This is a genomic window from Lentibacter algarum (assembly GCF_040580765.1).
In the GTDB taxonomy this organism is placed as follows: domain Bacteria; phylum Pseudomonadota; class Alphaproteobacteria; order Rhodobacterales; family Rhodobacteraceae; genus Lentibacter; species Lentibacter algarum.
On the sequence record NZ_CP158687.1, the window covers coordinates 429,091 to 442,696 of the forward strand.

Annotated in this window: 13 protein-coding genes; 7 read left to right on the forward strand and 6 right to left on the reverse strand. The window is 58.9% G+C overall.

All coding sequences use genetic code 11. The features are described 5' to 3' along the window. The first annotated feature begins 19 nt into the window (after positions 1-19). The gene (locus DSM117340_RS02115; protein WP_089887483.1) at positions 20-1,390 is read left to right on the forward strand and encodes a glutamate--cysteine ligase; all 1,371 of its coding nucleotides are present in this window, start codon (positions 20-22) and stop codon (positions 1,388-1,390) included. Between the two features lie 182 nt (positions 1,391-1,572). Here DSM117340_RS02115 and plsY read toward each other — a convergent pair whose 3' ends face one another. From plsY to DSM117340_RS02140, 5 genes are read right to left on the reverse strand one after another with little or no spacing between them, the layout of a single operon-like run. After that, on the reverse strand, positions 1,573-2,181 hold the full coding sequence (gene plsY / locus DSM117340_RS02120; RefSeq protein WP_089887485.1) for a glycerol-3-phosphate 1-O-acyltransferase PlsY: 609 nt from the start codon (positions 2,179-2,181) through the stop codon (positions 1,573-1,575). Next, positions 2,181-3,449, reverse strand: a complete 1,269-nt coding sequence (pyrC, locus tag DSM117340_RS02125) for a dihydroorotase (RefSeq protein ID WP_089887487.1) — start codon at positions 3,447-3,449, stop codon at positions 2,181-2,183. Before pyrC ends, plsY begins: the two co-directional genes overlap by 1 nt. Before the next feature lies 1 nt (position 3,450). Further along, positions 3,451-3,861: a hypothetical protein gene (locus DSM117340_RS02130; protein ID WP_089887488.1), complete on the reverse strand. Its 411-nt coding sequence runs from the start codon at positions 3,859-3,861 to the stop codon at positions 3,451-3,453. After that, the gene (locus DSM117340_RS02135) at positions 3,858-4,370 is read right to left on the reverse strand and encodes a hypothetical protein (protein ID WP_089887490.1); all 513 of its coding nucleotides are present in this window, start codon (positions 4,368-4,370) and stop codon (positions 3,858-3,860) included. The genes DSM117340_RS02130 and DSM117340_RS02135 overlap by 4 nt, the downstream gene beginning before the upstream one ends. After that, the gene (locus DSM117340_RS02140; protein WP_089887491.1) at positions 4,363-5,328 is read right to left on the reverse strand and encodes an aspartate carbamoyltransferase catalytic subunit; all 966 of its coding nucleotides are present in this window, start codon (positions 5,326-5,328) and stop codon (positions 4,363-4,365) included. The genes DSM117340_RS02135 and DSM117340_RS02140 overlap by 8 nt, the downstream gene beginning before the upstream one ends. A gap of 103 nt (positions 5,329-5,431) precedes the next feature. Between DSM117340_RS02140 and DSM117340_RS02145 the strand changes: the two genes are divergently transcribed. From DSM117340_RS02145 to DSM117340_RS02165, 5 genes are all read left to right on the forward strand, one after another. After that, positions 5,432-6,208, forward strand: coding sequence for a uracil-DNA glycosylase (locus DSM117340_RS02145; protein ID WP_089887492.1), 777 nt, complete (start codon positions 5,432-5,434; stop codon positions 6,206-6,208). Continuing rightward, on the forward strand, positions 6,205-6,747 hold the full coding sequence (gene moaB / locus DSM117340_RS02150) for a molybdenum cofactor biosynthesis protein B (RefSeq protein WP_089887494.1): 543 nt from the start codon (positions 6,205-6,207) through the stop codon (positions 6,745-6,747). The genes DSM117340_RS02145 and moaB overlap by 4 nt, the downstream gene beginning before the upstream one ends. After that, positions 6,744-7,196, forward strand: coding sequence for an NUDIX domain-containing protein (locus DSM117340_RS02155; protein WP_143037400.1), 453 nt, complete (start codon positions 6,744-6,746; stop codon positions 7,194-7,196). Before moaB ends, DSM117340_RS02155 begins: the two co-directional genes overlap by 4 nt. 74 nt (positions 7,197-7,270) lie before the next feature. Continuing rightward, entirely contained in the window at positions 7,271-8,731 is a 1,461-nt protein-coding gene (locus tag DSM117340_RS02160; protein ID WP_089887496.1) for an HlyD family efflux transporter periplasmic adaptor subunit, read from the forward strand. 3 nt (positions 8,732-8,734) lie between these two features. Continuing rightward, positions 8,735-12,115 (forward strand): efflux RND transporter permease subunit, encoded by a 3,381-nt coding sequence (locus tag DSM117340_RS02165; protein ID WP_271437345.1) that lies wholly within the window; start codon positions 8,735-8,737, stop codon positions 12,113-12,115. Here the strand turns inward: DSM117340_RS02165 and DSM117340_RS02170 are convergent. Beyond that, on the reverse strand, positions 12,100-12,879 hold the full coding sequence (locus tag DSM117340_RS02170) for a protein-disulfide reductase DsbD domain-containing protein (RefSeq protein WP_089887499.1): 780 nt from the start codon (positions 12,877-12,879) through the stop codon (positions 12,100-12,102). The genes DSM117340_RS02165 and DSM117340_RS02170 overlap by 16 nt on opposite strands. Positions 12,880-13,007: 128 nt before the next feature. Between DSM117340_RS02170 and DSM117340_RS02175 the strand changes: the two genes are divergently transcribed. Continuing rightward, a complete protein-coding gene (locus DSM117340_RS02175; RefSeq protein WP_245724337.1) occupies positions 13,008-13,568 on the forward strand; it encodes a YqgE/AlgH family protein in 561 nt (186 codons plus the stop codon). The last annotated feature ends 38 nt before the right edge of the window (positions 13,569-13,606 follow it).

Consider the following 13,606-nt stretch of genomic DNA (forward strand, 5'->3'; position numbering starts at 1 on the left):
AACACATCGGAGCGAACACATGTCTATTCCTCAGTCCGGCGGCGGCCCGATCGAACACCACTCACAATTGGCTGAATATATGGCCGAGGGGTGTAAACCCAAGAGTGACTGGAAAATCGGAACGGAACACGAGAAGTTTGGCTACTGTAAGGACAGTCTCTTGCCAATTCCTTACGAGGGGGAGCGTTCGGTGCGCGCCGTGCTGGAAGGCTTGCAGCAAAAGCATGGCTGGAACCCAGTGTTTGAAGGTGAAAATATTGTTGGATTAGAAAAGGATGGGGCCAATGTGAGCCTTGAGCCCGGGGGGCAACTTGAGCTTTCTGGTGCGCCTTTGGACACCATCCACCAGACCTGTGACGAGGTGAATATCCACCTCAAAGAAGTTAAAGACATTGCTGATGCTGTTGGTGTCGGCTTTATCGGGCTTGGTGCAGCGCCAATCTGGACTCATGAGCAGATGCCGCTCATGCCCAAGGGCCGCTACAAGCTCATGAACGATTATATGCAAAAAGTTGGCACCATGGGCCGCGATATGATGCGGCGCACCTGCACCGTGCAGGTGAACCTTGATTTTGCCTCCGAGGCGGACATGGTCAAGAAGATGCGCGCCGCGATTGCGCTTCAGCCTGTGGCGACGGCGCTCTTTGCCAACTCGCCGTTTTTTGAAGGCAAACCGAATGGCCACAAAAGCTGGCGTAGCCGTGTCTGGCGCGATCTGGATGCTGCGCGTACAGGGATGGTTCCGTTTGTGTTTGAAGAGGGCTTCGGCTTTGAGCGCTGGGTGGAATACGCACTCGATGTGCCGATGTATTTTGTCTATCGTGATGGCAAGTATATCAATGCGTTAGGCCAGTCTTTCCGCGATTTTCTCAAGGGCGAGTTGCCTGCTCTTCCCGGTGAAACGCCAACGCTGTCTGACTGGGCGGATCACCTGACCACACTCTTTCCAGAGGCGCGGATCAAGAAGTATATGGAGATGCGCGGGGCCGATGGCGGACCGTGGCGCAGGCTTTGTGCGCTGCCTGCTTTCTGGGTCGGTCTTATGTACGACGAGAGCGCCTTGGATGCCGCCTTGGACCTGACCAAAGGCTGGGATGTGGAGACACGTGAAGCGCTGCGTGTGGCCTCGTCTGAGCACGGCCTTCATGCGGAAACACATGGCGTGAAGATGTATGATCTTGCGCGCGAAGTTGTGAAAATTTCTGAGGCTGGATTGAAGGCGCGTGGCCGTGAGGGCGCGGGTGGGATGATTCCAGATGAGACCCATTTCCTGAGTGCTTTGCAGGAGTCGCTTGAAAGCGGTGAAGTCCCTGCGGATGAGCTTTTGCGCCGTTACAAGAGCGATTGGGGCGGTGATGTGAGCCGAATTTACGCCGATTATTCTTATTGATTAAGGCAGCGTTCAAGCTGGTTAACGGCGTGCTGCTCTCCCAAAATCGGGGGGGTGATATGCGTGCACAACCCGTGCACATAGCGTGCACCGCCTGAATTGCACTTTTGTTAAGAGAAAATTAGTCAACGCACCGTTCGGTGCTGTCAGGGGTGTGCAAGTTTTGCACGCCCCTTTCTGTTTTACTTTTTGCCGCCGAATTTTGGCTCCGTGCCTGCGCGGAGGCGGTCGATGTTGGCTCGGTGGGTGAAGAACACCAGCACTGTCAGGGCAATGCCGAGCAGCAGGAGCTGATGCGCGCCAAGTGCGGCCATCCAGACCGTTGAGGCGCTTGCGGCAGCGACAGCAGCGAGCGAGGAGATCCGCCAGATTGCGAAGGCCAAGAGCCATGTCGCGCAGACGGCGAGGCCCACAGCCCAGTTGAGCGCAAGTATTAGCCCAATGAATGTGGCGACGCCTTTACCGCCCTTGAAGCGCAGCCAAATGGGGAAGCAATGACCGAGGAACGCCATCAGGCCCGCAAGCTGGGCCGCGTCTTCGCCTGCCATAGCGCGGGCAAGGAGCACAGCGACTGCTGCTTTGCCGCCATCCAGCAGAAGCGTGAGCAACGCGGCGGTCTTGTTGCCTGTGCGCAAGACATTGGTTGCGCCGATATTGCCCGAACCGATGGCGCGCAGATCTCCGAGGTTCATCACGCGAGAGATCAAGACGCCGAAGGGCACGGAGCCGAAGAGATAGCCGATGAGGGCCCAGAGGGCGAGAACAAGGGCGGAGTGTTCGATGAGGGGCATCAGCCGAAGACCTTTTTACCAGCGACATAAGTTGCCACGACTTTACCTTGCAGGCGCTGGCCGTCAAAGGGCGTGTTTTTGGACTTTGACAAAAGCGTGGTGCGATCAAGCACGAAGGGCTTGTTTGGGTCAAAGAGCATCAGATCTGCGGGGGCGCCTTTGCTTAGGCGGCCAGAGGCGAGCTGAAGCCGCTTGGCCGGGTTGAGCGCGAGCGCGCGGAAGAGTTGCGCCAGCGTGAGGCTGCCGGCGTGAACAAGGCGCAGGGCGGCGGGTAGAAGTGTCTCTAGTGCAACCGCGCCAGAAGCGGCCTCGGCATAGGGCAGGCGCTTGCTCTCTTCATCTTGAGGTGTGTGCATCGAACTGATCGTGTCGATGAGGCCGCTTGCGAGGGCCTCGACTGTGGCGAGACGGTCATCCTCAGAGCGCAAGGGCGGCTTCAATTTAAAGAAGGTGCGGTAGTCAGCAACGTCTAGCTCATTGAGCGTGAGATGGTGAATCGAGGTGCCTGCGGTGATATCAAGGCCGTTGCGCTTTGCGCGCTCAAGCGCGGGCAAGGCGCGGGCTGTTGTGATCTGATCCGCGTGGTAGCGCGCGCCTGTCATCTCAAGGAGCGCGATGTCACGATCAAGGCCCATGCGCTCCGCCATGGGCGAGACGGAGGGCAGGCCACGAAGCGTTGCGAACTTGCCAGAGGTGACGGCGGCACCTGCGGAGAGGATCGGCTCTTGGGGGTGTGCTATGACGAGCGCACCGAGGGAGCGGGCGTATGTCAGCGCGCGCTGGAAGACTTTGGTGTTGGTCACGACGGCGTCGCAATCGGAAAAGCCCACAGCGCCTGCGTCCATCAGGAAGCCGATCTCTGTCATTTCTCGGCCCTCGCGCCCCTTTGTGAGCGCGGCGAGGGGGAGGACATTGACGGCGCTGTCTTCATTGGCGCGGCGTTTGACAAACTCGAGCGCTTCGGGCGTGTCGATCGCGGGGGAGGTATCAGGGCGGATGGCCATTGTTGTGACCCCACCAGCGGCTGCAGCGCGGGCGGCTGATGCATAGCTCTCTTTATGGCGCTCGCCCGGCTCGCCGACTTTGACACCGATGTCGACAATCCCTGGGGCGAGGCAGAGGCCATTGCAATCAATTGTTTCGTCAGCTTGGGGTGGCTCGCCCTGACCTGTTGCGGCGATTGCGCCATTCTGCACAAGGAGCCAGCCTGTGCCCTCGGTTTGGGCCTCGGGGTCGATGAGCTTTGCGTTGGTGAAGAGGGTTTTCATATTAGCTCCTTGCGCTCAGCGCAGCGTCGCGGGTCTTTAGGATGAGGCTCGCGCCTGCGGCGGGGTCGGCTTGGTATTTGATCAGGTATTTGTCGCCCGTTTGGGTAACGACTTGCAGGGCGGAGAGCATAGTGCGGGCTTCAGCGACATTGGCGAGCGGGATCACGCGCTCGTCGGGGCCGATGAGCTTTGTGTCGCTCAGTTTCCAGACCATGCCGAGCTGTTCGCTCATCGCGTAAGCGCCGCGCGCGCCAATGGCGAGGACGGAGCCGACGATGCCTGTCCAAGGATGGGGATTGCCGACATAGAAGAGCACACCTGACAGGAGCAACGAACCGAGGGCCGCGAGCAGGATATGCTCTCGGATGTAGGTGCTGCGGGCTGGTGGGAAGCTTGCGATGATCTGGCTCATGAGTTGGCTTCCTCAGCGGTGGGGATATCAGCTTCGTCGGCGATTGTGCCCATGAGGGCGAGGCGGGCGATGTCGATATCGCGCTCGATGGCGCGGGGGTTGGTGAGGTATTTCATTAGCACAGATTGACCTGTTTCAAGATCGAGGCGCAGGTTTTTGTAGAGTTTGCGCTGGGTGGCGTGGATGTCGGCGAGATTGACGGCGGCGTTCTGCTCGGGGGCGTTGCCGTTTTCGTAAATGAGGCGAAGCGATGTTAGGTGCCAGACATCGGCGCGGTGGTTGAGCCAGCTTGTATAGTCATCAAAGATGAAGGCGGAGAAGACTGTCGTGAAGCCCATGATTGGCAGCCAGTATTCGGGCGGCAGTCCGATGAGCGGGCCGAAAACCACAGCGGTCAGAAAGCCGATGATAAGGCTGCGCTGCACAAAGACCCAAATGTCGGGCTGGTATGTGCCAAGGAAGGCCTCGTCATCCAGAAGGGTTGTGACAGGGACGGGCTGCTCAGACATAGGTGTCCTTTGAAGCGGCAGCAGCGCGGCTTTCGCGCAGATTGCGCGCCAGTAGGTCCATCGCGGCCATGCGCACGGCGACGCCCATTTCGACCTGTTCTTGAATGACAGAGCGGGTCACGTCATCGGCAATTTCGCCGTCGATCTCAACGCCGCGGTTCATTGGGCCGGGGTGCATGACGATCGCATCTGGTTTGGCGTGGGCGAGCTTTTCGGCGGTGAGACCGAAGCGGTGATAATACTCGCGCTCGGAGGGGATAAACCCGCCATCCATGCGCTCTTTCTGGAGCCTGAGCATCATCACGACATCGACGCCTTCAAGCCCTTCCCGCATGTCGTCAAAGACTTCGACGCCAAACTCGTCAATCTGGCTCGGCATTAGCGTGGGCGGTCCGATCAGGCGGACGCGATTTTCCATTTTGCCGAGCAGCATGATATTGCTGCGTGCGACGCGGGAGTGGGCGATATCGCCGCAGATTGCGATCGAGAGGCGGTGTAGGCGGCCCTTGGCGCGGCGGATTGTCAGGGCATCGAGCAGCGCCTGAGTCGGGTGTTCGTGGCTGCCATCGCCCGCGTTGAGCACGGCGCAATTGACCTTTTGGGCCAGAAGATCGACCGCACCTGAGCTGCCATGGCGCACGACGAGGAGATCGGGGTGCATGGCGTTGAGAGTGAGGGCCGTATCAACCAGCGTTTCGCCCTTTTTGATAGAGCTTGCGCCCATGGCCATGTTCATCACATCTGCGCCGAGGCGCTTGCCTGCAAGCTCGAAAGACGCCTGTGTGCGGGTCGAGTTTTCAAAGAACATATTGATCTGGGTCAGGCCCGCCAGCGCATCGGAGTGTTTGTGCGCAGAGCGATTGAGCGCAACATATTTGTCGGCCAGATCAAGAATAGAAGTGATGTCGGATTGGGAGAGCGGCTCGATCCCTAATAGGTGACGATGTGCAAAGCTCATGGGCTGTCCCTCGCAAATTTCCTGAGCTTATAAAGCGGGGGCGGGGAGCGTGCAATCTGCTTTCGGTGTTTTGGCGGTCTCAGGGATGCGCTAGGGTGTTTGCATGGAATCGGCACAAGAATACTGGGCGGCGCGGGCGGCTCTTGAATGGCAGGTTGAACTCGGGGCTGATGAGGCGCTGAGCGAAGGGCCTGTGAACCGCTTTGAGCTTGTTGAGAAGGTGAAGGCTAAGCCTGCCTCTGCGAAAGTCGAGGCGGCGCCACATGTGCAGTCTGGATATGTGGAAGCGCCCAAGATTGACGCTGTGGCGGAGGCCCGCACGGCGGCCGAGCAAGCTCAGGATTTGGGCCAGCTGCGTGCGGCGCTGGACCGGTTTGAGCATTGCGAGCTCAAGCGCGGGGCGCGCAACCTTGTGTTTGCCGATGGCGCGGCTGGGGCGCGTGTGATGATCCTTGGCGAAGCGCCAGACCGAGAGGGGGACCGCGAGGGCAAGCCTTTTGTCGGGCAGTCGGCTGCCCTTTTGGGAAAGATGCTTGGCGCGATAGGTCTGAGCCTTGAAGAAAGTGTTTATGTCAGCACAGTGATGCCGTGGCGGCTTTTGAACCAGTCGGGGCCAAGTCCTGACGAGATTGCTATGATGCGGCCCTTTGTGGCGCGGCATGTCGCTTTGGCGAAGCCTGACATCTTGATTCTGATGGGTAATATTGCGTGTGATGCGGCGCTGGGGCAGCGCGGAATTACGCGGCTGCGCGGCACATGGGGCGAGGCGTTTGGCTTGCCTGTGATGCCGATGTTTCCGCCAGAGACTTTGATGCGCCAGCCTGAGCTGAAGCGCGCGGCATGGGCGGATTTGTTAGAGATTAAAGCGAGGCTTGCATGAGCAGAATTGACGAAAGCCGTGAGTTTATTCCCGTGAGGATTGCTGTTTTGACGGTCAGTGACACGCGGGAGCTGGCAGAGGACCGCTCGGGTGATGTGCTTGTGGCGCGGCTGACGGAAGCGGGGCATGTGCTGGCGAAACGCGAGATTGTGCGTGATGAGCGCGGGGATATTGCTCAGCAACTGCGCGACTGGGTGGCCAGTGGTGAAGTTGATGTCATTATCTCGACAGGCGGCACGGGGCTGACAGGGCGGGATGTGACCGTTGAGGCTCATAGGGATGTTTACGAAAAAGAGATCGACGCCTTTGGCACGCTGTTTACGATGATCAGCTTTGGCAAAATCGGAACGAGTGCTGTGCAGAGCCGCGCGACCGCGGGTGTGGCGGGCGGGTGCTATCTCTTCGCGCTGCCAGGCAGCCCAGGAGCGTGTAAGGACGGCTGGGACGACATCCTGAAGTGGCAGCTGGATTATCGTCACCGGCCCTGCAACTTCGTTGAGATCATGCCGCGACTTGAAGAGCACAAGCGACGCAAATGAACGATGTCTTTGAGCCATTGGGCCCTCTGATGGAGCCGCAAGACGGACCTGCTCTGATCAAAGTTGCTGCGATTTATGCCCGCGACACGCATGGCCGCGCGCTGTGCCAGCTTCGGGACGATTTGCCAGGGATTGCTGCCGGCGGGATTTGGGGCCTGTTTGGCGGCAAGGTCGAGGCGGGCGAGACCCTGCGCGCCGCCGCTGTGCGCGAGTTTTTTGAGGAAACGGGGATTGTGATTGCTGAGGGCGATTTGGGCCCTATGGTGCAGGTGGCTTCGCAGACTTTGTCAAACTGGCGGATTTATGTGTTTGAGCTTGCTCGGCCTGTGCGCCCAGACGAGATCAGGCTCGGCGAGGGCGCTGGCTTTGCGTTTTTGACGGAAGCGCAGGTCAGGGACTATGAATTCATCTCGACCTATAAACAGTTTTTTGAAAAGATTTTCGACTGAAACGCAGGTGTCATGCGTATATACTTTGCTATGCCTGCAATTTGCGGCTCTCTGACGTGCCAAAAGGAACATAGATGCGGTTTTTACAGCGTGGTTTGACGGGGCTTTTTATCTTTGCCGTGACGCTCGGGCTTTTGACCTATGGGGCGATCTTGGTGCGCGGTGCTGTTGAGGACCGTATGAGCCAAGAGGCGCGTGTGCCGCCAGCGCGCGAGCGGGTTTTTTCTGTGAATGCTCAACGGGTTGTCACAGAAACGCTGACGCCTGTGATTTCGGCTTATGGCGAGGTGAAAAGCCTGCGGACGCTGGAGATCCGTCCTGCTGTTGGCGGCACTATCGTTGAAATGAGTGAGACATTTGTTGAAGGTGGCAGCTTTGCGGCGGGCGAAGTCATGCTCAAGATTGATGATGCAGATGCGCGCGCGGCGTTTGAGCGGGCGGAGGCTGACCAGATGGATGCTGAGGCCGAGGGGCGCGATGCGGCCCGCGCTCTTGCTTTGGCGGGCGATGAGCTGCGCAATGCTGAGGAGCAGGCGGCCTTGCGCGAGCGTGCGCTCGTGCGTCAACGGGATCTGAAAGCGCGGCGTGTGGGAACAGATGCGGCTGTGGAGGCGGCAGAAATTGCTGCGAGCGCGGCCAAGGCCGCGGTTTTGACGCGCAGGCAGGCTTTGGCGCAGGCCGAGGCGCGGCTTGACAGTTCGGCCACGCGGCTGGCGCGGGCGGGCATCCAGCTCTCCGAGGCGGAGCGGCGGCTTGCAGAGACAGAGATCACTGCGCGGTTCGACGGGGTCTTGAGCAGTGTGAACGCGGTTGAGGGGCGTCTTGTGAGCGCCAACGAACGGCTGGCGGAGTTTGTGGACCCTGATGCGCTTGAAGTGGCGTTTCGGGTTTCGACACAGGATTATGGGCGGCTTCTGGAGGCGGACGGGCGTCTCAAGACTGCCAAGCTTGATGTGATTTTGGAAGATTTCGGGACCGACCTTGCGACAGAAGCGCGGCTAAGCCGTGCAGGGGCGGCCAATCTGGGCGGCGAAACGGGCCGTGCGCTCTTTGCTCAGCTGGCCGAGGCCAAGGGCTTTAAACCTGGTGACTTTGTTGGGGTGCAGATTGAAGAGACGCCGATTGAGGCCGTTTCGCTCATCCCTGCTACGGCGCTGGGGACCGACGGCTCTGTGCTGCTGATTGGTGAGGGTGGACGCCTTGAGCTTGTTCAGGTGCAGCTTTTGCGGCGACAGGGGGACAGTGTGATCATCCGCGCGCCCGAACTTGCGGGGCAGCTTATTGTCTCAAAGCGCACGCCTCTTTTGGGCGCCGGGATCAGTGTGACGGCTGTCGAGGCTGGGGCAGAAGCTGTGGCGCCTGCGGCTCCAGAAATGATCGAACTCAGTGAGGAGCGGCGCGCCAAGCTTGTGGCGGCTGTTGCGGCCAACAAGATGATGCCCAAGGATGTGCAGGAGCGGCTTTTGACGCAGCTTCAGGCGGCTGAAGTTCCGCTGAAGATGGTGGAGCGGATTGAAAGCCGCATGGGGGGATAAGACATGCGCGATGTGGGGCTGATCGGCGGGATTATCTCGTATTTTACGCGCCACAGAACTGTGGCCAACCTGCTTTTGGTGAGCCTGATTGTGGCGGGTCTTGTGGCGATGCCACGAATGCGTGCGCAGTTTTTTCCTGATGTCATTGTTGATAATGTCTCCGTCAGTGTCACATGGGAAGGCGCTGGCGCAGAAGATGTCGACGCGGGGATTGTGCAGGTTTTGGAGCCTGCTCTTCTGACCGTTGAGGGCGTGGCTGAGGCGACATCTGTATCGCGTGAAGGCTCTGCGCGGATTGATCTTGATTTTGAACCCGGCTGGGATATGGCGCGCGCGGCTGACGATGTTCAGGCAGCGGTGGATTTTGTCACGCTTCTGCCCGATGAAGCGGATGATCCAAAAGTCGAGCGGGGCGTTTGGCGCGACCGTGTGACCGATGTTGTGATCACGGGGCCTGTGGGCGCGGACCAGCTGGCGCGGTTTGCCGATGAATTTGTGGCGCGGCTTTTTCAGGAAGGTGTAACGCGCACCACGATCCGCGGCGTTGCAGGCCAAAAGACCAATGTGATTGTCTCCACGCGCGACTTGATCGAACACGATATTACCTTTGCCCAAATCGCGGGGGCGATTGGGGAAGAGGTGAATGCTGACCCTGCTGGTGATGTGACTGGGGCCAATGCGCGGGTGCGCACGGGCGTGGAGAAGCGCAGCCCTGAGCAGATATCCCAAATCGTGATCAAGGCGCTGGCCGATGGCTCCAAGCTGACGATTGGCGATGTGGCGCGCCTAGAGGTCGAGGGTGCGCTTCGGGGCGAGACATATTTTGTGGGAGAAAACCCCGCTATTTCTGTGCGGGTGGATCGCTCGGCGAGCGGGGATGCGATTGGCATTCAGCATTCTGTCGAGAAGGTTGCTGCGGCGCTTGAGGCGACGCTTCCCCCCGATGTTTCGATTGATCTTATTCGGACACGGGCCGAGGCCATTACGGGGCGTCTCGACATTCTGCTCGACAACGGCTTGATGGGGCTTGGTCTCGTGGTGGCGCTGCTGTTTTTGTTTCTCAATGCACGTACCGCGCTTTGGGTTGCGGCGGGTATTCCTGTTTCGATGTTGGCTGCGATTGCGCTGATGTTTGCATGGGGGCTGACGATCAATATGATCTCGCTGTTTGCGCTGATCATCACGCTTGGCATTGTTGTGGACGATGCGATTGTAGTTGGCGAGCATGCGGATGCGCGGCTCAGGAAGCTGCGTGAGGGGCCTGTGGAGGCAGCAGAAAACGCCGCGAAGCGGATGGCGCTGCCTGTGTTCTCAGCCACGTTGACCACTGTCATTGCGTTCTTTGCACTCACCTTTGTGGAGGGCCGCTTTGGCGATCTGATTTCGGATATTCCTTTCACTGTAGTGGTCGTCTTGCTGGCCAGTTTGGTGGAGTGTTTCCTCATTCTCCCCAACCATATGGCGCACTCACTGAAGCATGCGTTTGAGACCCATTGGTACGATTTGCCCAGCCGAGTTGTGAACCGCGGTTTTGAGCATGTTCGGGAGCGTTATTTCCGCCCTGCCATGGTTTGGGTTGTGAAGCTACGCTACCCTGTTTTTGCGGGTGTGATCCTTGTGCTGGCGAGCCAAGTTGCGTTGTTTGTGCGCGGCGATGTGCAGTGGCGCTTTTTCAATGCGCCTGAGCGCGCGTCTATTTCGGGCAATTTTGCCATGGTCCCGGGCGCAAGCCGCGAGGATACTTTCACGATGATGCGCTTGCTTCAGCAGACGGTGAATGAGCTCGGGGCGGAGTATGAGGCGAAGCATGGCAGAAACCCGATTGATTATGTGCTGGCGCAAGTGGGCGGCAACACATGGCCGCCGCTCGCGGGCGCAGATACCAAAGAGCCTGACGAGCTTGGCGCAGTGGCGATTGAGCTGATTGATGCGGATTTGCGACCCTATTCGAGTTTTGCTTTTCTGGCCGAGTTGCAAGACCGCTTGCCGACCCATCCACTTCTGGAAACCGTAAGCTTTCGCGGCTGGCGCTCTGGGCCGGGGGGCTCAGCGCTTGATGTTCAGTTCTTTGGTGCAGATGCGAATACGTTGAAGGCGGCGAGCGAGGCTTTGAAAGAGGCGGTTGTTCAATATCCCGAAGTCAGCGGTGTTGAGGACGATTTGGCCTATGATAAAGGCGAGTTTGTGCTGGACTTGAGCGCGCAGGGACAATCGCTTGGATTTACCATTGATGGCGTGGGCCGCGAGTTGCGCCACCGCTTGAGTGGTCTTGAGGCGGCGACTTATCCTGACGGTGCGCGCTCGGCCACGATCCGAGTGGAGCTGCCTGACGACGAGGTGACGGCGGACTTTATATATCGCACACAGATGCGCGCGCCGAACGGGCAATACGTTGCACTCTCGGATGTTGTGAGCGTGCGGGAGCAGGCGGGCTTTTCCACCATTCGGCGCGAAAACGGGCTGCGCACTGTTTCTGTCACAGGGGACATATCCGAAGATGATGCAGCGCGGGCAGCGGAGATTGTTCAGGCGCTTCAGGACACGATCCTGCCCGATATTGCTTCTCAGTATCAGGTCGAGTGGCGGCTTTCTGGGCTGTCCGAGCAGGAGGGCGATTTTCTCAACGATGCTTTGACTGGGTTTATCCTGTGTCTTGTGGGGATTTATCTTGTCTTGGCTTGGGTCTTTGCAAGCTGGACGCGGCCTGCCGTTGTGATGGCGATTATTCCTTTCGGGCTTGTCGGGACAATCTATGGCCATGCCGCTTGGGATGTCCCTTTGAGCATGTTCACGGTTGTTGGCTTGCTCGGCATGACAGGGATTATCATCAACGACTCGATTGTTCTGATCACCACGATTGACGACTACGCTGAAGAGCGCGGCCTGATTCCGTCGATTGTTGATGGCGCGGTGGACCGCTTGCGGCCCGTTCTTTTGACCACTTTGACGACAGTTCTGGGCCTTGCACCGCTGCTTTATGAGACAAGTCAGCAGGCGCAATTCCTCAAGCCGACGGTGATCACGCTGGTCTATGGTCTCGGTTTTGGGATGGTTCTTGTGCTGTTGATTGTGCCTTCGCTGATCGCGATGCAGGCTGATTTTTCAAAGCAGATCAGAAGTTTGCGGCGGGCTTTGCGCGCCAAGGATGCCCGCGCCGTTCAGCTTCCCGTCGGTGTCGGGGCGGCGCTGATTGGACTGTGGTTTGCGCTGTCGTTGGGCTGGTTTGCTGTGGTGGGGCAGTTTGCGCCGCTGATCGGTTGGCTGGCTGCGGCCAGTACAGCGCTCGGAGCGCTGGGTGTGTTTCTGGCTGGGGTGGCTGTGATTGTCGCTTTGGTTGCCTTGACGGGCGTAACTCTGTTGGCGCGGGCTCAGTCGCAGCCCTGAATATCAATAGCATTGTCTGTGCCGATCAGCGTCAGGCGCAGGGCTGATCTGTTGAGGGCAAAGGCACCGCTGAGCGCGTGGATGAGCTCTGTTTTTAGAGTTAGGGTCTGGCCGCTGCGGCTGACCTCTGGGTCTGTGGCCCAAACGAGGGGATCGCCTGTCTCGATTGCAGCGTCTTCCGCTCCGCCGAGATGCGGCAGGCTGGCGGTCACTGTGAGCTGGATGCCACGCTCTCCAAGAGTTGTGTTGCAGCTCACGTGTTGAGCGCCTGTGCGCGGTACAGTGGCGAGCGCTGTTTTGATGGCTTGGGTGGCGGCTGTGCTGTCTGCTTTGATTGTCTCATCCACCACGATTTGAAACGGTACGCAGATGTCTTTGCAAACGCCGATATCCACTGTGCCTTTGACGCGGATCGGTTTGTCCGAGGTCTTTGGCGTCAGGGAGATCGGGAGCACGAGGCGCCCTGTGTAGATGATTGAGCGCATACCGTTCTGGCTATAGACAGTTGGCCGCGGCCAAGCGGGTGTGGCACTCGCGAGGTTGCGCGACCCCTGCCAATTGAAGCTTGGCGGGATGCCCGCATCACCTGGTGCACGCCAATAGGTGTGCCAGCCTTCTGCCAATGTGATCTCAAGTGCAGCAATGCGGGTGCCGTCAGGCTCGACCCAGCCATGTAAGACGCGGGTTTGGGCCTTGTCGGCATAGGGGTTGGCCAGCGCAGGGAGTGCGAGGAGGGCGAGGAGAAGTGCGAGCGTTTTTGTCATTTGCCTTAGATGGGCCAAAGCGTGCGAAACGACAACTCACAATAGAGCGAGAAAGATTTCGGGGGCGGGCCTTGTGGGCGGCTGGGCGGCTTGGATAGAATGAGGCAAAAGCCAAATGGAGCAAAACGGTGCGTGACGAGAGCGATCTGACAGGGCAACTTCTGATTGCGATGCCCGATATTGGCGATCCGCGGTTTGAGCGTTCTGTGATCCTGATTTGTGAGCATTCGGCGGAGGGCACGATGGGGCTTATCCTGAACAAGCCGTCAAGTGATGTCTCATTCCATGACCTTGCCGAACAGCTTGAGCTTGGCACGCCTGAAGCTGCGCAACAGGTCAATTTCGGTGGGCCTGTCGAGATGGGCCGCGGATTTGTGCTTCACTCCAGCGAATATGTGTCAGGGCGCTCCAGTCATCTGGTTCTGGAGGGGCTGCGGCTCAGCACATCTCTGGATGTGCTTGAAGATATGGTCACGGGCACAGGGCCGAGCGCGGCACTCTTGATGCTGGGTTATGCAGGCTGGGGCGCGGGACAGCTTGAAGCCGAAATCCTTGCCAATGGTTGGTTGAGCGGGCCAGCTGATGCGGCGTTTGTTCTCAGCGGTGGCGGCGAAGAGATGTGGAGCGCGGCGTTGAAGCGGCTTGGCGTCAATCCTCTGCTTCTCTCCGCGACGGCTGGGCGCGCCTGAGCCTTCCTCTTTTCCAGAAATATCCCGAGCAAGCCTTG

Bases quoted from the DNA above. Each gene is read 5' to 3' on its own strand.
- DSM117340_RS02115 (WP_089887483.1), top strand. From the start codon at position 20: ATGTCTATTCCTCAGTCCGGCGGCGGCCCGATCGAACACCACTCACAA.
- plsY (WP_089887485.1), bottom strand. From the start codon at position 2,181: ATGCCCCTCATCGAACACTCCGCCCTTGTTCTCGCCCTCTGGGCCCTC.
- pyrC (WP_089887487.1), bottom strand. From the start codon at position 3,449: ATGAAAACCCTCTTCACCAACGCAAAGCTCATCGACCCCGAGGCCCAA.
- DSM117340_RS02130 (WP_089887488.1), bottom strand. From the start codon at position 3,861: ATGAGCCAGATCATCGCAAGCTTCCCACCAGCCCGCAGCACCTACATC.
- DSM117340_RS02135 (WP_089887490.1), bottom strand. From the start codon at position 4,370: ATGTCTGAGCAGCCCGTCCCTGTCACAACCCTTCTGGATGACGAGGCC.
- DSM117340_RS02140 (WP_089887491.1), bottom strand. From the start codon at position 5,328: ATGAGCTTTGCACATCGTCACCTATTAGGGATCGAGCCGCTCTCCCAA.
- DSM117340_RS02145 (WP_089887492.1), top strand. From the start codon at position 5,432: ATGGAATCGGCACAAGAATACTGGGCGGCGCGGGCGGCTCTTGAATGG.
- moaB (WP_089887494.1), top strand. From the start codon at position 6,205: ATGAGCAGAATTGACGAAAGCCGTGAGTTTATTCCCGTGAGGATTGCT.
- DSM117340_RS02155 (WP_143037400.1), top strand. From the start codon at position 6,744: ATGAACGATGTCTTTGAGCCATTGGGCCCTCTGATGGAGCCGCAAGAC.
- DSM117340_RS02160 (WP_089887496.1), top strand. From the start codon at position 7,271: ATGCGGTTTTTACAGCGTGGTTTGACGGGGCTTTTTATCTTTGCCGTG.
- DSM117340_RS02165 (WP_271437345.1), top strand. From the start codon at position 8,735: ATGCGCGATGTGGGGCTGATCGGCGGGATTATCTCGTATTTTACGCGC.
- DSM117340_RS02170 (WP_089887499.1), bottom strand. From the start codon at position 12,879: ATGACAAAAACGCTCGCACTTCTCCTCGCCCTCCTCGCACTCCCTGCG.